The organism is Bacillus aquiflavi (genome assembly GCF_019915265.1).
Taxonomy (GTDB): Bacteria; Bacillota; Bacilli; order Bacillales; family Cytobacillaceae; genus Bacillus_BT; species Bacillus_BT aquiflavi.
In genome coordinates this window covers 1524517-1541882 of the sequence record NZ_CP082780.1, presented here as the reverse complement: position 1 = coordinate 1541882, position 17366 = coordinate 1524517, and the positions used below count along the sequence as shown (strand labels likewise).

16 protein-coding genes and 1 pseudogene are annotated in these 17366 nt (G+C 31.6%); 4 read left to right on the top strand and 13 right to left on the bottom strand.

Annotation, left to right across the window (positions count from 1 at the left end; genetic code table 11):
- Positions 1–147 precede the first annotated feature (147 nt).
- Positions 148–1014, bottom strand: coding sequence for a LysR family transcriptional regulator (locus tag K6959_RS07600; protein ID WP_163240842.1), 867 nt, complete (start codon positions 1012–1014; stop codon positions 148–150).
- 122 nt (positions 1015–1136) lie between these two features.
- On the opposite strand from K6959_RS07600, the gene K6959_RS07595 reads away from it, so the two are divergent.
- Both K6959_RS07595 and K6959_RS07590 read left to right on the top strand, forming a co-directional pair.
- Positions 1137–1976, top strand: coding sequence for a DMT family transporter (locus K6959_RS07595; protein WP_223088076.1), 840 nt, complete (start codon positions 1137–1139; stop codon positions 1974–1976).
- A 201-nt stretch (positions 1977–2177) separates the two neighbouring features.
- On the top strand, positions 2178–2414 hold the full coding sequence (locus K6959_RS07590) for a hypothetical protein (protein WP_163240837.1): 237 nt from the start codon (positions 2178–2180) through the stop codon (positions 2412–2414).
- A gap of 14 nt (positions 2415–2428) precedes the next feature.
- Here the strand turns inward: K6959_RS07590 and K6959_RS07585 are convergent, their stop codons facing one another.
- From K6959_RS07585 to K6959_RS07575, 3 genes and pseudogenes are all read right to left on the bottom strand, one after another.
- Positions 2429–3283: an oxidoreductase gene (locus tag K6959_RS07585; protein WP_163240835.1), complete on the bottom strand. Its 855-nt coding sequence runs from the start codon at positions 3281–3283 to the stop codon at positions 2429–2431.
- 312 nt (positions 3284–3595) lie between these two features.
- Positions 3596–4676, bottom strand: a pseudogene (locus K6959_RS07580) (branched-chain amino acid aminotransferase).
- Positions 4677–4809: 133 nt separating this feature from the next.
- Positions 4810–5754 carry a site-specific integrase gene (locus K6959_RS07575; RefSeq protein WP_163240831.1) on the bottom strand — a complete coding sequence of 315 codons (945 nt, stop codon included), beginning with the start codon at positions 5752–5754 and terminating at the stop codon, positions 4810–4812.
- Between the two features lie 270 nt (positions 5755–6024).
- Here K6959_RS07575 and K6959_RS07570 point away from each other — a divergent pair, with 270 nt between their 5' ends.
- Both K6959_RS07570 and K6959_RS07565 read left to right on the top strand, forming a co-directional pair.
- Complete coding sequence (locus tag K6959_RS07570) at positions 6025–6894, top strand: hypothetical protein (RefSeq protein WP_163240829.1); 870 nt, start codon at positions 6025–6027, stop codon at positions 6892–6894.
- 67 nt (positions 6895–6961) lie between these two features.
- A complete protein-coding gene (locus K6959_RS07565; RefSeq protein ID WP_163240827.1) occupies positions 6962–7132 on the top strand; it encodes a M20 family metallopeptidase in 171 nt (56 codons plus the stop codon).
- A gap of 49 nt (positions 7133–7181) precedes the next feature.
- Here the strand turns inward: K6959_RS07565 and K6959_RS07560 are convergent, their stop codons facing one another.
- From K6959_RS07560 to K6959_RS07520, 9 genes are all read right to left on the bottom strand, one after another.
- On the bottom strand, positions 7182–7355 hold the full coding sequence (locus K6959_RS07560; RefSeq protein ID WP_223088074.1) for a hypothetical protein: 174 nt from the start codon (positions 7353–7355) through the stop codon (positions 7182–7184).
- 198 nt (positions 7356–7553) lie between these two features.
- Positions 7554–7841 (bottom strand): hypothetical protein, encoded by a 288-nt coding sequence (locus tag K6959_RS07555; protein WP_163240823.1) that lies wholly within the window; start codon positions 7839–7841, stop codon positions 7554–7556.
- Between the two features lie 148 nt (positions 7842–7989).
- Positions 7990–11757, bottom strand: a complete 3768-nt coding sequence (locus tag K6959_RS07550; RefSeq protein ID WP_223088073.1) for a non-ribosomal peptide synthetase — start codon at positions 11755–11757, stop codon at positions 7990–7992.
- Between the two features lie 709 nt (positions 11758–12466).
- Positions 12467–14389, bottom strand: a complete 1923-nt coding sequence (locus K6959_RS07545) for a serine hydrolase domain-containing protein (RefSeq protein ID WP_223088072.1) — start codon at positions 14387–14389, stop codon at positions 12467–12469.
- A gap of 250 nt (positions 14390–14639) precedes the next feature.
- On the bottom strand, positions 14640–15329 hold the full coding sequence (locus K6959_RS07540) for a 4'-phosphopantetheinyl transferase family protein (RefSeq protein ID WP_223088070.1): 690 nt from the start codon (positions 15327–15329) through the stop codon (positions 14640–14642).
- Between the two features lie 335 nt (positions 15330–15664).
- Entirely contained in the window at positions 15665–16159 is a 495-nt protein-coding gene (locus tag K6959_RS07535; protein WP_163240815.1) for a DUF4097 family beta strand repeat-containing protein, read from the bottom strand.
- On the bottom strand, positions 16159–16362 hold the full coding sequence (locus K6959_RS07530; protein ID WP_163240813.1) for a hypothetical protein: 204 nt from the start codon (positions 16360–16362) through the stop codon (positions 16159–16161). Before K6959_RS07530 ends, K6959_RS07535 begins: the two co-directional genes overlap by 1 nt.
- A 130-nt stretch (positions 16363–16492) precedes the next feature.
- Complete coding sequence (locus K6959_RS07525) at positions 16493–16861, bottom strand: MarR family winged helix-turn-helix transcriptional regulator (protein WP_246234566.1); 369 nt, start codon at positions 16859–16861, stop codon at positions 16493–16495.
- A gap of 284 nt (positions 16862–17145) precedes the next feature.
- Positions 17146–17358, bottom strand: a complete 213-nt coding sequence (locus tag K6959_RS07520) for a winged helix-turn-helix domain-containing protein (RefSeq protein WP_163240811.1) — start codon at positions 17356–17358, stop codon at positions 17146–17148.
- Positions 17359–17366: the final 8 nt, after the last annotated feature.

Below are 17366 nucleotides of genomic sequence, written 5' to 3'. Positions count from 1 at the left end.
TCGCCAAATAGAGACAAAATAATAATGTTAAGCTCACTCTTGCAAAAGTTTTCATTCGTTCACTTTTCTCCTTGAAAAATTTAAAAACACATACCAAAACTACCTTATTTAACATGTAATGTCAACTTAAACATTTGATATTTATTTTTACCATTGTTCTGTATGATTTCTTAGTATTTCAAGAAAGACATTTAACGTTGGGGATAGCGATTTATCTTTATGAAAAGCGATATACGTTATTAATTGATCAATTTGTTGTGCCTGCAGCTTCTTTTGCTGGATTTCATTTTTGACTGTAATGTAAGGAAGTATTGAAATGCCAAGTCCCGTAATAACACATTGTTTTAAAGCTTCAATACTCCAAAATTGTAGATTGTTAGTTTCTTTCAGATGTAAATATTGTTCAATTAGTTCTTCAAATACGACCCGATAACTACATCCGCTTTCAGTAAAAAGGAAGACACGATCTTTCATTGAATCTGGTCGATCTAAAGATATCACATCTTTTGAAATAAGCATCATCGGTTCGGAGACTAATCGTTCAAAGCGGATCCCTTCTTCCTTTCTTTCTTTATCCAACAGAAACGCTAAGTCGACTTCGCCATCAATTAACTCGGTTTTTAATTGGGTCGGGTCTAAATGCTTTAAATGAATCACAGCCTTCGGGTATTTTTCTTTAAATTCTTTAATTACAAGTGGAAGGCGGTAAATTAATAAAGCTTCTGAAGCAGAAATGACTAACTCTCCTTGAATTTCACCGTTAAGTGACGTTGCATCTTTTAATTCCTTATATGTATGTAATATTTTTTTAGCATAAGGCAAGAGCCGCTTGCCTGTTTCAGTTAACTGCACTTTTTTTCCGACCCGATCAAATACTTGGCTCCCCAGTTCTTCCTCAATTGATTGAATATGAAATGTAATTGTCGATTGAGCATAACGGAGTGAGTTTGCTGCTTTTGTAAAACTTCCGAGACGAACAATCGTAAAAAAAGTTTTTAAGTGGCGAATTTCCATTTATGAAAACATTCCTTCCATCGAAAAATTCGATTATTTTGTTTTAAAATATCAATTTTACTAATCATAAGCAACATTATATAATAAAAACAAATCGATCGACTTGGTGAAGAGAGGTGTTTGTGATAGAGTTTGTACGTCTTGCCTTTATTATCATGTGGAGCAGCGGAGCAATTTTTGTTGAGTTAGGATTGCGTGATGCCGATCCTTTTACTTTTCTGTTTTTAAGGTTATTATTTGCAGCGATTATTTTATGGACTGCGGTTTTTTTCTTAAAGACTGCCCTGCCTACAAACATAAAAGAATGGAGATATATTTTACTTACGGGATTATGTGTGCAAACCGGTTACCAAATTTTCTACTATTTAGCGATTTATCATGAAGTATCCCCGGGCGTTTTAACGATTATATTAGGGGCACAACCGATCATTACGACAATCGCCTTAAAGGAAAAAAGCAATACTGTTCAGTGGTTCGGATTATTATTTGGAATGGTTGGTTTAATATTAGTCGTCGCTGATAATATTATCATTGCTTCTGTTACTTTAATAGGGATTTTAAATGCGATATTATCTCTTTTATGTATAACAGTCGGTACAATTTTACAAAAAAAAATAAAAATCATCCAGCCTGCAAACATGGCGATCCAGTACAGCAGTGGTGCCTTAGTCCTTTTCCTACTATTATTATTTTTTGAACAATCACTTGAATGGACAATGATGTTTTCCGTTTCACTCGCTTGGATGACGATTGTTATTTCAGTCGGCGCAACCTTTCTACTATATTATCTAATCGAAAAAGACCATTTAATGAAAGTAACTAGTTTATTTTACGCTGTCCCGCCAGTAACAGCGATGTTAGATTTTTTGATCTTTGGAAATATGATAAAGCTATTCACAATTATCGGCATGATCTTAATTGTCATCGGTTTAATCTTAATTAATAGACAAACAGTCATTTAACAATTGAAATCCCTCTTCAGACTAGAAATTAACGATACCTCCCTAATATGTTTTTATTTAATTGTAAGGATGATAAGCTTTCGTCATTATTTGCTTTTTCATTCATTTATAGGAATTGGCTAAATGCCAATAACTTTTCAGATTGTTAGTATCCAGCCCGGTGCTAACTTGAAATTACAATAAAAAGGAGAATGCAAAACTATGGATGTAATCTTAATTAACATTTTATTAATGTCGATTGCATTTATCTTATTTAAAGCTTTTAAGAATGGAGCAAATAAAATCGTCGTATTCACTGTGCTTTCAAGCTCCGCAGCAGCACTAGCATTTTTCTTAAGTTCAGTTTATGCAATTCCTTTCTATGCTTTACATTTAGTCTGGTTGTTACTTTCCTTAATATTTGCGATTAAAAAACAGGCAAAACAACATTGGTTTTAGTATGAACCAGTCGATCAAACTTTTTTATGCAACAATTTTTTATAAAAAAGCTGCTCCCATTTTGTCCATGGGAACCATTTTTTTAAATAAAAAGCTAGCTTTACCCCTTTTCCAATTGGATAACGGAGCGCTTTTAATCTATCTTGTTCACAAATATTAGCGATAAGTGAGGCCACTTCTTTAGGATCACCCATCTCTTCTTTTCCTTTTTCCAGTTGATCTTCTATCGCTTTCATATATAAATCATATGGAGAATTCGTGTTGTTTGCTTTTTTCGCTATTCTTTTGCCGCTTGACCAAATATTTGTGGCAAATGATCCGGGTTCAATAAGAGCGACATCGATTCCAAATGGTTTTACTTCCAGGCGCAAACATTCCGACCAACCTTCTAATGCGTGTTTGGAAGCGACATATGGTGAAAGCCCTGGAAAACCGATTTTCCCAGAAATGCTACTTAAATTAATAATTTTCCCCTGTTTTTGCTTCCTCATAAATGGCAATACAGCTTGTGTTACGGCGATGACGCCAAAAAAATTTGTCTCAAACTGCTCTTTATATTCTTGCAAACTGACTTCCTCGCAAAAACCGCCAAAAGCAAAGCCGGCATTATTAATCAAAATATCAATTTTCGGAAATTGGTTTAAATGTTCGCTTAAATGTTGTAATGATTTTTTACATGTTACATCTAATTGTAAACAGGTAATTTGCTTTTCAACTTGAAATTGTTTGCATAATTCAATGACCTTCTCCTTTTTTTCTTCATTTCTCATCGTTGCAATGACTGAAAATCCGCGCTTTGCTAATTCGATCGTTGTTAATAGACCAAAACCGCTTGATGCCCCAGTAATGAGAACGTATTTTTTCTCCATTTCCTTCACCCCTAGCGAAAGTTAAGGGCATCCAATAAGTCAATTTTCGGCTATTGGATGCCCTTTTATGTTCAAAAAAGCTGATATATTTACATTCATATTTTCATTTTTTATAGTATTTGCCCCAGAAAAAAACCGTAAATTTTGTCATTTACGGTGTGTCAGACTGTTGATAAACAAACTTATGAAACGACTGATTCCCTTCCGCCTCAGCTGACAAGCGTGGCAATCTTTCGGGGAATCATTCAATTATTGACTTTGTAAATTGTATTTCTAATATCTTATTTTAGGTAATATTTGGAAAATCGCAATCTATTTTACTTTTACAATCCAGCCGAATGGATCGGGTTCTGTTCCATACTGAATTCCAGTAAGTGTATCATATAATTTTTTTGCGATAACTTTCCTGTTTGTCCATCGTTAATAATCATTTTTTTTTATCTTGCCATCGCAATTCACCAACCGGAGAGATAACAGCTGCGGTGCCTGTTCCAAAAACCTCTTCCAGTTGGCCACTTTTATATGCTTCATACACTTCCTCAATTCCAAGCTTTCGTTCCACTACTGGAATTTCCCAATATTTTAAAAGTTGAATGATTGAATCTCTCGTTACCCCTTCTAAAATACTGCCATTTAAAGCCGGTGTTACTACTTCGCCATTCATTTTAAAAAAGATGTTCATGCTTCCGACTTCTTCGATATATTTTTTCTCTAAACCGTCTAACCATAAAACTTGCGAGTATCCTTTTTCTTCGGCAACTTCTTGTGCTTTTAAGCTTGCAGCATAGTTACCAGCTGTTTTAGCTGTGCCTGTTCCACCTGCAACCGCACGGACGTATTCATTTTCAACGAGGATTTTTACAGGATTTATCCCTTCTTTATAGTAAGCACCTACAGGCGATAGGATAATGAAAAAGCGGTATTGTGTTGAAGGTGCCACACCCAAGTATGGTTCTGTTGAAATAACGAAAGGACGAATATATAATGATGTTCCCTTTTCAGTTGGAATCCAATCTCTTTCAAGTGCAATTAATTGTTTTAACGCTTCTAATGCCAAATCTTCATCTATTTGCGGCATACATAGGCGCTCGTTTGAGCGATTTAATCTTTGCATATTTTTGTCTGGTCTAAATAAGTGAACTTCATGATCTTTTGTGATATATGCTTTTAACCCTTCAAAGACAGTTTGTCCATAATGAAAAATAATTGCTGCAGGATCTAACGTAATTGGCTCGTAAGGAACGATACGCGGATCATGCCATCCTTTATCTTCCGAATAATCCATAACAAACATATGATCTGTAAATGTTCTCCCAAACTCAAGCTGAGCGAAATTAGGTTTTTGTTTTTTTGTTTTCGTCAATGTCATTTGAATTCTCTGTTGTGGTTCCATCGTAAAATCTCCTTAATTTTCAGTCATATTTATTAATAATTATACAATATTATCACAACCATTGAAACAATTACACGATTACAAAAATATCATTTTTTTAAAAGCAACTTATGCTAGTTAAATGGAATCGTCTTTACAAATTTCTTAAAATATGACTTGCGTTGTTTTTATAACGCTGACCGCTTTGAATATACCGATCAACCATATGTCGTGTTTTATGGCCGGTTTGTTTCATAATGCTGTTGTCATTCATCCCTTCCATTGAGGCTGACGTCGCTAACCCGCTCCGCAATGAATGACCTGCATACTCAGATGGGTCCAAACCTGCAAGTGCCGCATATTTTTTAACGACTCGTGCAACTGTTTTATCAGTTGTTCGATTATATATGTTGCCGTATTTATCAACGGTTTTGAAAACAGCGCCCGTTTGAATGTTTGCTGTTTGAAGCCAATCGGCCAAAGCAACTACAGGACAATATGCAGAAGAGACTTTTAATATACTCTTTACGACATCGTCATCGTTCGTTTTTGTTTGCCGAATCCGAATATCGGCTCCTTCTCTTGTGAAATAAATATCTTCCCTATTAATCGCGACAAGCTCCGATCGCCTGCTCGCTAAAGCGAAGCCGACTAACAGTAAAGCTTTATCGCGTTTCCCAATAACAGTAGAAGTATCGATACAATCAACCATTTTTTTTAAATCTTCAAGTAAGATCGCGCGCTTTGAATGTTGCCGTCTTCCATTTAATTTTCCAATCCCATCAAGGGCCATTTGAATATAATCATGACGTACCGGATTCATTTGATTACGTAATTTATGCGCTTTACTAATACTTGAAATTCTTCGTCTAATCGTACTATATTTATAAGTTTTCGATAAATCATTTAAATAGAGTAAAACTGTTTCAACTGAAGCAGGCATTGACTGCACGGTATTTTCCGCACACCAGTTTTCAAAATGCCTCCAATCTGATTCATACGCTTTTTTCGTATTGTTACTTTTCGCCGCCTCAATAAGATGTTTGATTTCTGCTAATCTTCCTGTTAATTGTATTTGATCACTCGGTAATATTGACATCTTTCTATCTCCAATACTATTCATTTCTAACGTCCGATATCTATATATTATCGGACGTTAACCATTTTAGCAAAGGATTTAATAACATTTTCACTTGTGATTTATTTAACAAAGGGCTCTACAACGAAATTAGATTTACATTCATCTATCCTTGTCCATCTAATTGCAACCAAATGATTCCGTTTGAATTTTCAAAATTTATTGCTTTTTGTTGTTTGATTTATTATTATTGGGTAAAATGGATAAATATAGTATGCACGGAGGTGACAAATGTTTAGCGAAAAAAGAACATTATTCCAATGGATAAATTTCTTTATTCCCTATATATACGCAGGAGGAATTGTTGTAATTTTTAGTTGGATGGTTATAGCTTCTTCTATTTTTTTAATAGAAACAGTTCAGGATGATCCAAAAGCTATTTTTTTACACCCCCAAACAGAAAACACCGAAGTGGAAATTATAAATCAACAAGATACTTGGATGAATGTTGTTGTAAAACCAATTGTCGAATCTCCATTAAATAAAATTATTTTTCGAGGTATTTTTTTACTTATTATTTGGATGCTTTTCTTTCTTGTTATTCCAGTAGCGTTTAAACGTTTAAAAAGATTTAAATTTTTTAATTTAGAATTTGAAGTAGAAAATATCGAACAAGCTGCGATACACACTGTTGAAGTGAGCGGAGGAAAAGCGAAGTTGATGGCTTATTTAACAAGCGAACAAGCAGCTGGCAAAACACTTGAATTTTTAAATGATGCATCGATTGATTTTTTTGAGGTTTTACAATATTTTCTTGAGGAAATTCAAACTGGATACCGCAATTATTTTGAAGCACCATTTTCTTATGCGGTTTTTTCTGAAAGCCTTCCAGAAAATTTGATTGATCTCATGGAAGAGTCAAAAGAAACTGGTGAGGCTGTTATTAAAAATAAAGTGGATAATGAGCATTTGTTAAAGAAAAACTACCTTTTATATTACTATATCCATGAAGAAAAAGAAGTGTTCACGGTTTTAAGTAGCTATCGTTATCAGTTCGATATTTTTGATAAATATTTAATTGAATTGCTTCATAATACGATTAACAAAAACATAGAGAACATTGAGTATATCGTAACAATTACAAGCCCGATAGATGAATGAACATGTTTTGCAGTTACTTGACTGTGTCGTTCTCATCATATATTATAAAATTAAGGAGTGATGAATCATGTCAAAAGTAAAAACTCCAATCAAACCAGAGGATGTCATCAAACGAGCTGAAAAAAAACTTACTCTTTCAGGAAAAAATGTACATACTTCTAGCACAGGAAATATTGTCAAACCTGTCCACATAGGTAAAAATGACCCATTAGTTAAAAAAATGTTAGGCTTACAATAAAATTGGTGATCAAATCTAGCCCACTTTATTTATTAGTTAGTGGGTTTTTTTATTTTTTATTTTTTAACGTCTTCGCATGTTTTTTAGCCATTTCTTGCATAATTAAAGAAGGACCAACTAAATCAGCCGGTTGTTTTATTGGTAATTTTCTTAAATCAATTTCGTTAATCCCTTTAAATCGTTCCCCCTTCTTGAATCTTTTATAGAGCTGCAACATTCCCACATTAACGACCTCACTTTAAAAGTATTGTCCTCTCTCTTCGGTAAAATTATTCAACATAAAGCTCTGTATTAGTTTATGCGATAATGGAGGTCGGGTGAAAAAGCGAAATTTATTTTTTATGTTTAACATACTGATGGGCTTGAAACGAGCGTTTGAACAGTCTTATGCCCACCTTATTAGGTGGGCATAGATCTTGTTTTATTGTTGATTGTTGTTATTATTAGGCATTAACTCTTTAGAGAACTCGGCAAAAGATTGTTGATTTTGTAATTGATTTGGCTGGAAGTTTTTAATCATATTTTGTATAGGCTGGAGCAATTGATTATTTTGCTTCCTTCTTAATCCAAAAGCTGCTGCACTTACTCCTAATCCTATTAAAGAAGCCCAAAGCATTCCCCGATTATTATTTTTTCTGCCAAACCTATTCATCAGCGGTTGTTTTTTTCTTGTATTAAAAAGCGCTGTTAACCATTGAAAATTATTCAATCTAAAGCACTCCTTTGATAAAAGTTGGAAAGCCACAATTAATTAACTTTCCAATCATTTATTCTCCCTTCATTTAACCGTTGTATGCGAGGAAAAGGTTGGCTTAATTTAAAATCATTTATTTAGTGCATACTTTTAATGATTACACTTAAATAAAATTCACCTTTTCCCAATAGTCGAGCATTTTCTTTGTTGCTGTTTCATTTAGTTTACTCCATTTGAAGTTCATTTTTTCTAATAAGTAAGTTGTTTTTTCATTTAAACATATGGTTTCTGTAACATCTGATTTTTTATTTGTTAAATGAAAGTACATGAATATTTGATCTAAATATGGTCTGATTTCTTCATGATGGATATTTTTTAATATAAAATCCAAAAACTCAGCAAAACTTATCATGTTAACCGTGTTGTACTTTTTCTTGATTAAATTTGCGATATCAACAATGCTTACTTTATATGGATTATATAAGTGAAACACTTCATTTTTAAGCTCTTTTTTATTAAATAGAAGTACAAACGATTTTGCAAGTTGATCGACATAAGAAAAATTTAAATCTTTAATATTTAATTCAGGGAAAGTGTTTAATTTAATGAATGATTGCAATGTTTTCGACATTGCATTATCTTCGATGTTTTCTTGAAAAGTACCATTTTCGTAATGAAATGAAACATTACCTAATCTAAAAATTTTAAACTCGATCCCACTTTCACTTGCAGCCATCACTAATTTTTCCGATTCTAATTTTGTTTGCGCATAGAAGCTATTTGATTTTTGTCCTATATCCATTTCAAATTCTGAAAAATACACTTTATCCTTGCCTTTTATATTCCCTTTACTGACAGTCGTTGTAGAAATATGATTAAAATCCTTTACTTTATGATTTTTTGCAAAGTTAATTAAATGATTTGTACCTTGCACATTTATCCGGTAAAATTTTTGAAAATCGCCATAATGTTTTACGTATGCTGCTGAATTTATAATACAATCAATTTCGTGAGATAATGTTTCATATTCTTTTTTTTCCAGCCCTAAATAACGATCTTCAATATCGCCTTTTATAATATTTATTCGCTTTGATATTTGATCAAAATATTCATTGCCAAAGTAGAAAGTAATTTTATGTTTAACACGCTGCTCCGCTTCTTTTAAGTCTTTGCCTCTCACTACTACATGGATCATACTGTCTGTTGCATGGATCAGTTCTCTTAAAAGGTATATTCCAACATAACCTGTTGCTCCAGTTAACAATATATTGTCATATTTTTTTGTTTTTGTAAGATTTAATTGTTTGTATAATTCTATTTTCTTCTTATATAATCGATATTGGTCCTCTAAATCATGAGCTTTTTCCTCATTTATTTTTACTTCACTTGCTGTGGCAAATTGTTGTTTGAGCTCTTCAATCCGTGCGGCTAAGCCTTTGTGAGAATAATCAATTTGTGAGGCTAGCTCTTGAATTGTTTGATATTTATATATATCATTTATTTCGATATTCAATTGTTCAGATAATATGCTTACAGCCCGAATTGCTTTTAAGGAATCACCGCCAATCGAAAAGAAGTTATCATTTATTCCTATTTTGTTAACATTAAGAACTTTAGTCCAAATGTCGGCAATTTTTTCTTCAATTTCATTTCTTGGAGCGACATATTGCGAGGCAAGGCTAATAGCATTACTTGGCGTTGGCAAGGCTTTTCGATCAATTTTTCCGTTGTTTGTCATCGGCATTTCCTGTAACTGAATAAAGTAGGATGGAACCATATATTCAGGTAGGTCTTGAGATAAAAATTCTTTTATTTCATTAACAGATAATCTTTGATCAGAAACAAAGTATGCACTTAAATATTTTACCCCATTTTCATCCTCGCAATCGATAACAGCAGCTTGTTTAACGAACGTATAAGCTAGTAGCTTTTTTTCAATCTCTCCAAGTTCAATTCGGAAACCCCGTATTTTTACTTGAAAGTCTTTTCTTCCGATAAAATCAATATTTCCATCATCGCACCACTTTCCTAAATCTCCTGTTCTATACATTATTTGTCCTTTTTTAAACGGATTGTGAACAAATTTTTCTGCAGTAAGTTCAGGTCTATTTAAATATCCTCTTGCTAACCTGCCTCCAGATATACAAATCTCTCCACATACTCCTATCGGACATAAATTATCATCCTTATCTAAAATATAAATGTAGGTATCATATATAGGTTTGCCGATTTTAATAATTTTATAGTCATTCATATTTCTATATATTGTTGAGATAATTGTATTCTCCGTCGGACCATACTCGTTCACAAGTTCAATCTGTTTTTCAGCGCATAATTTTATTAAATTTGCCGGAGTTCGATCTCCACCTACTGTAATAGTTTTTAAACTGCTTGCTTCATCCTCATTTATTTTTTTTATTATTAAACTAATGATGGGTGGAACTCCGTGTAAATGAGAAATCTTTCTCTCCTTCATATACTTCCTTATTTGAATTGGATTTTTTATTTCATCATTAGTGAGTAAAACGATTTTACTGCCGGAAATAATTGGAGCAAAAAAACCTCCAACGAAAGCATCAAAAGAATATGGGACTAACTGTATAATTCCATCGTCTTCTGTAAATTCATATTCTTCCTTTCTCCATAATATTGTTTTGGAAGCGGTTTCATGTTCAACCATAACACCTTTAGGCTTTCCAGTAGATCCAGAAGTATAAATAATATATGCTAAGTCATGTAAAGATTGGCGAATATTTAAATCATTTTTTTCACCTATAAAAATTGCTTGATTTTCTATATTCAGTTTTTTCACATTTTCTTGCAAGCGGTGTAAATTTTTATGATCTGTCAATACTAATTGAACATGACTATCTTGCATCATAAACGTTAAACGATCTTTGGGATAATTTGGATCAAGTGGTAAGTATGTACCTCCTGCCTTTAAAATTGCTAACAAGCCAATTGCCAATTTAATTGAGGGTTCAACCATTATCCCGACAATATCTTGACGAGCTATTCCTTTTTCCCTGAGTACTCTAGCAAGCTGGTTTGCTTTCTCATTTAAGTCCTTATACGTAATCGTTTCGTTTCCTGCTATGGCGACAATATGATTTGGTGTTTTAACCACTTGATCTTGAAAAAGTTCGTGTAATGTCTTTATCTCACTGTTTAGTTTAGTATAGTTATTAAAAGTAGAAAAAATCTCCTCATACTGTTCATTTGCTAACACGTGAATATCTTTTATTTTATTATTTTTATGAAACATCATAGCTTGTAATAAATGATCTAAGTTTTGAGCAATTCTTTCAATTGTAGACTTTTTATATAAGTCGGGGCGATATTCAATTGTAACTGAAAGGCCATTTTCATTTTTTGAAAAAATAAATGTTACATTGTTTTTTACATGTTGTACATAGTCTTTATCATGAATCGCGTCTAAAATTACCATCACATCGAAAAGTGGAAAGCCTTGTTGATCTATCTCTGTATTTAATTCATTTATCATATTCTCAATTGAGTAATTTTGGTGTTTATTTGCACTTAAAATAGTATCATGAATTTGCAATAAAAGTTGTTGAAATGTCATCTCCCCTTTAACGGTGTTACGCAAGGGCAAAATGGTGTTTATTAATACTTTCTTATTTTTTTGCTTATAAATAGGAGAACCAATGATAATCTCTTCATGTCCTGAGTATTTATATAACAATATATTTAAACTAGTGATGAGGAGTACATGCAATTTATAATCGGAATGACCACTTAATTGACGAAGTCCATCACAAGCTTGCTTTGATAAATTTTTCGTCAATTTTTTTACCTTATCTTCCTGGTGTACTTCTAAACGATCATAAGGAAATTTCACTTTTGTTAATACTCCAGTCAATTGTTTCTTCCAAAAACTCTTTTCATCAGTTTTTATACTTTTATTCATCTTGTACTTCTCCCCCTTTTATTTAGCAAATTCATTCTTGTTTCTTATACTTAAAGTAATTTGTATAATGACAAGGGGAAATAATCCCCTAAACATCCGACTTGAACATTTTCAATTTTGTCTGTGTTCGGATTAAACAATTATGTATGTTTGCTAATATAAAAACTAGTAACGATCATAATCGTTACTCTTTTTTATAAATAACAACATTAATATTATGTTGCCTTAGGGAAAATATGTATTTTACCTATTTCTATACTGTCAATATTTTAAACGATGTATTTTTATTTTTATTAACAAGCAACACCCTTACAATATAAATAAAGGATGTTACCCATCAGTTAACATAAATTTCACTTAAAAGTCAAAAATTAGTCATTTCTATATTAATTGACCTGATTCAGCAATAAATACTATTTGTCTTTCTTGTTAATGTCTTTATATCTAAGTTTTTTCTTTATAGTTCAGAAGCTCTAGTTGTATCCGTTCTTTTAGGGTAGTAACCTTTATACCATTATTTTTTCTTATTGATATCGCTTTATTGCAAAAAGGAACTAAGTTTATTATTCCCTCTGAATATACATAATATTCAGAATATTATATATATTAAAATTAAGAGAAGTCCGATTTCCTTAATATAAATAAATCGGACTTTTTAAATTTTAAACTTCGTTTATTTAAAATTAGTTCGAAAGTAGTAAATACAACTTTAAATGAAGAAAAACAAATCTAGAAAATATACGTATACTAATGCGCCTATTCCTGCCATAGTAACGAGTGTATAAAAGCCTTTACTCCATATAGAAAGGAATTTTTGTTTCCAAACTGATACAAATAAAAAGATAGATAAAAGTATCTGTATAGCAGTTATAATGCTCATTAAATTAACTCCAATGAGAACACCTTGTCGAAGGCCGTCACTTTGAGTAAAGATGACTAATATCATTCCAATTCCTAAAAATAAAATTAAAAAGCATATGCGGCTAGAGATTTTTCTCGCACGTTTCACTACACTATTTTCGCTTTGTTTCTTTTTCTTCTTCTTTTTCTTTTTCCTTCTCCTTCTAAACAATCTAAAAAAGCTAACGAGACAGCCTAATAACGCAACAATAAAAACGAAAGGTCTTAGATAACTTTCCATAAAGACTTCTTGATCAGTTAATTTTTCAAACGACTGCATCGGGACCTTCGTGTTAATGAATAAATATTTAGACCCATCCTCACCTTCTTTTAGTAAAAGACGTCTATGATTTTTTTCATTTACAAACAGATTTTCATCAATTTGTTTATACGATCCGCCCAGACTTGGATCAAACACTTTAAGATTCAGTTTTCCATTTTCTCCAACCCTTACTTTCACTTTTAAAAATAAGCCTCTTGCTTTTAAAGGACCTTCTAATAATCTATTAACAAAAACATAGTCCCCTTCAAATATTTCCAATTGTCTCGTGTTACCATCGAATGCTTCCGTCACAATTGTTTTTTCTTCTAACTCAATTCCAAAAAACTTATATAATTCTTCTTCAAACTCATCTCTTAACTTTCCATCATCTAATGTGTTATAAGAGATAAAAAATCCTAAGTTTTCTTCTGGTAATATTGACAGCTGACTAGTAAAAGAATCAGTATCTCCGTCGTGGAGCATGATTTTATGATTTTTATAGTTTTCATAAAACCCATATCCGTATCCAGGCATTAAATCATGTTGTGAAAACTGACGTGTATGCATCTCGATGGCTGTGTCTTCCTTCAAAATTGTGTTTTCTTCGTATTTTCCGTTCTGTAAATGTGCAATTAAAAACTTTGACATATCTTCTGCTGTCGCAACGATTGAACCTGCCGGATGCACAATAATACTTCCAATTGGTTTTTCAGTAAAGCTTTTATTCTCATATGCATAACCTTTAGATGCTTTGTATAAATTTTGTGGTGACAAAAAATAATAACTGTTATTCATTTGAAGAGGTTTAAAAATATTTTCTTCAATGTATTGATTAAACGGTATTCCGCTCACTTGCTCAACAATGTATCCTATAAGGGAGAATCCGTGGTTACTGTACTGGATTAATTCATCGGGTGCTCTAATAAGAGAAGGCATTTTATTTTTAATTGTGTTACTTAAAGGTACAAGCTCATCTAATAATTTCTCACTATAGACACCATCATTACTATCTGCAAACCCACCTGTATTTGTTAATAATGATGCCATTGTTAAAGGCGTCTCATCATCATTTTCAATTTTAATCTCTTTTAAATACTGATTAATATCCGTATGTAAATCGATTTCCCCTTTTTCTGCAAATTGCATAGCTGCGGTAGCTGTAAAAAGTTTTGTAATAGACCCTATTCTAAAAAGCGTTTCATCCGGGTCTACTGGAACCTTTTTCTCTACATCAGAATAGCCGTACCCCTTTTTTAATAACACATGGCCATCTTTTACAACGACCAAAGTTGCACCAGCAACATGATTTTTTTTCAATCCATTTTTCATAAACTGATCGATTATTTTTTCAAGCTTTTCTACTTCGTTATCAGTGTCTTTAGCATAAACAGATGTGCCCATAAAAGACATGATAAATATAAAGATAATAGTCAAGCTAATTATTTGATAAAATTTTGTTTTCATGTACATCTATGTCCCCCTCATAACATAAATAAAAGATTAATTTTTAGCCATTAATAAAAGGAGTTCGTATGCTGTTTTTGTCAGTTTTATCGGAGTATCATATAACATAACAGCGCGTGAATTTTCAATCTTTTAATCTGAATAACATCTTCATGATGTTGAAATTGCTTCTTTGTTATTTAAATATGTAAATCTCATTTGTTTGTTTCTAGCTCATGATCCTCCCTCTTTTACATGCATATTCATGATCAAATTGTTATTTTTGACTACATAATTTCATAAAATCATTGATTAAATCATGTTGATTTAAATAAGTAATCTGATTTGGAAAATGGTTATTTAGATTACATGCTGACATGACGTAATTTGGAGCAATATTAAATAATTTAAAATAGCACTCTTTTAATCTATTTGAAGTGAGCATCTTTATATCATTAGGGTTAGATATATGAAAGGAAAATGATTTTAGCGGAATTGATAACCCCTTTCCATCAGCTTTAATATAACTTTCCTTTAACGTCCAAATCCAGTAAAACTTCTTTAACTGATTCGTTAAACTTTCATTCATAATAAAAAGATACTCTTCCTCTGTAAAGTAGTTTTGGGCGATCTCTTTGTACTCGATGTCGATTATTTCTTGAACATCTACCCCTACACTTTGACGATCAATGGCGCACACAACCCAGTCACCAGAATGAGAAATATTAAAATGAAGTTCGGAGTCCAAATCTAAATAAGGCTTACCAAATTTAGTTTGTTTTAGACGAATTTGATCATTTCTTAAATCCAACTTCCGACAAACAATTAACCTGAGCAGTGCTTCAGCTAACAATAACCGATTTTTATCATCTTCATGAACCATTTTAATAATTCTATTCTTTTTATTACCATCTATAAAATTAATCATTTTATTAAAAAAAAAAAAAATATTTATTAATATTTTCAACGATTTTTACTGCATAAATCTTCATAAGAAATTATTCTCCATTTCATTAATTTACATAAACATCTCTTTGACTTATTCAGTGCAATTAAATAAATTGGTGAATTTTTTATTTATTGTCAGTTGTATAGATACGATGTAAATATACCATTTTTTTATAGAAAAAGCTTCTATCTATAGCACTGTTTAGCACCATTGATAGAAGCCTTATCAATTTTTTTATACTCAGTAGAAAACAAAGGTCATCCTTTTTAATCCTTGAGCTAAGAAAAATTCTAGTAACCTATTGCTCACTGTATGAAGAAAATAAAAGCAATATAAGGAATGTTCCGAACATTCTAATTAATATCTATACTTCCTACTGAAACAGATAGATTTAATTCCTTATTTCCTTTAGAACGATTGATGATCCTCTGTCCTACACCTCGTTTTGTTATTTGTTTGTTTAATAATTCATTTTTTAAAATGATCTTACCATTATTCGTTGAAATATGATATCCTATATCATTAAATTTTAATTCATTTGGCAGTGTTATCTTTACATTGCCGTTTGATAATTTAATACTATTCTTACCCTTAATGTCAACAAAAGTTAAGCTATTTAAGTTACCAGTTCGATTCTTTATTTTGACTTCTCCATCAACAGTTCCTAAGTTTATAGCACCATTTTTTGCATCTATATTTACAAATTCCCCCATAAAAGAATCTACATTAATATTACCGACATTTGAACTTAGAAATAATCGATTTATTTCATTTAAATTTTTCACGTCAATATTTCCATTTTTAGTATTGATTTGGACTTGTTTTAATAATTTTGGTGGAATATTCACTAGCAATATCTTTTTCTTGCACCGGGGAAAATATTTATCCACTTTTTCTGAATCGCATTTACCTTAATTATTGCTTGATCTTTGTTATAAACTATATCAATTTTAGGAGTTCCTAAAATTGATTTCTCACCTACATATTCAACGTACATACTTGAATCATTATTAACAAAAAGAATATTAGCAACGTCACAATCTACAATCATCTTTTCTACTTCTTTTAGATCGTTCCTATACTCAAAGTTTTTTTATTCTCCTTAAAAATAGCAAAAATTACAATCATCATCAAAGTTATAACCCCAATCATAATTAGTTTTCTATTCTTTATAGACATTACTAGTATTCCATTTTCTCGAATAATTTACTCATTTCTCCTAAAACGCTTAATATTCTCTCTAACTTTTCCTTTGAATATCTTGAAAATATCGCGTCCACCTTTTCTTCTCCTTTTCTTGTAAGTGAGACTCTTACAACTCTTCTATCATCTTTAATCCTTATTCTTTCTACATAATTTAAGTCTTCAAGTTTATCGCACATATTCGTTAATGCACCAGGTGTTAACATGAATTCTTCAGAAATCTCAGTAATTTTCATCTGTTTGTATAATTTAAGTCTTAATAATAAGAGCACTAAATTTTCCGAAATGTTTTCGTGACGAGTAAGTAATTCTATAAATTCTCTTGATTTTTTTTGAATGTTAAACATTTCCTCCATTAAATTACGAATAACATCATCTAAAGACTTTTCAATTAAAATTTTAATTATTTTTCTTTAACAAAAAACATCTATTATTTAAATGGTAATGGATACATAGAGTGGAAGAAATACATCTTAACTTTTGGATAAAGTCAAATCATAGGGCGAGAGTGAATAAACCGATGTCTATGGACTGATAACGAAACACAAATCATACAAGAATGCGTGCGATTTATCAATAGTCTGAGATGACTCAAAAAGTCACTTTTAACAACATTTTGAGTCAATCTCTTTTATGGATGAAGATGTTGCTGTACTTTATATTTGTCGTTTTGCTTACTTATTAAGCCTTTCTCATTTAACTCACGTAAATGACTTCTCACTTTATACAAAGGTAATTGAGTATGTTTTCCGATTTCTTCTTCAGAAAGGTAATTGTCTTGAATAGCGTGCAAAATTTTTTTAGCGCTTATTGTCAAATGATCTGGATTATTAATACAAGCCATTTGCTTTC

Excerpts from the sequence above, each read along its gene's own strand:
- K6959_RS07600 (WP_163240842.1), bottom strand. The coding sequence starts at position 1,014 with ATGGAAATTCGCCACTTAAAAACTTTTTTTACGATTGTTCGTCTCGGA.
- K6959_RS07590 (WP_163240837.1), top strand. The coding sequence starts at position 2,178 with ATGGATGTAATCTTAATTAACATTTTATTAATGTCGATTGCATTTATC.
- K6959_RS07585 (WP_163240835.1), bottom strand. The coding sequence starts at position 3,283 with ATGGAGAAAAAATACGTTCTCATTACTGGGGCATCAAGCGGTTTTGGT.
- K6959_RS07575 (WP_163240831.1), bottom strand. The coding sequence starts at position 5,754 with ATGTCAATATTACCGAGTGATCAAATACAATTAACAGGAAGATTAGCA.
- K6959_RS07570 (WP_163240829.1), top strand. The coding sequence starts at position 6,025 with ATGTTTAGCGAAAAAAGAACATTATTCCAATGGATAAATTTCTTTATT.
- K6959_RS07565 (WP_163240827.1), top strand. The coding sequence starts at position 6,962 with ATGTCAAAAGTAAAAACTCCAATCAAACCAGAGGATGTCATCAAACGA.
- K6959_RS07550 (WP_223088073.1), bottom strand. The coding sequence starts at position 11,757 with ATGAATAAAAGTATAAAAACTGATGAAAAGAGTTTTTGGAAGAAACAA.
- K6959_RS07545 (WP_223088072.1), bottom strand. The coding sequence starts at position 14,389 with ATGTACATGAAAACAAAATTTTATCAAATAATTAGCTTGACTATTATC.
- K6959_RS07530 (WP_163240813.1), bottom strand. The coding sequence starts at position 16,362 with ATGATTGTAGATTGTGACGTTGCTAATATTCTTTTTGTTAATAATGAT.
- K6959_RS07525 (WP_246234566.1), bottom strand. The coding sequence starts at position 16,861 with ATGTTTAACATTCAAAAAAAATCAAGAGAATTTATAGAATTACTTACT.
- K6959_RS07520 (WP_163240811.1), bottom strand. The coding sequence starts at position 17,358 with ATGGCTTGTATTAATAATCCAGATCATTTGACAATAAGCGCTAAAAAA.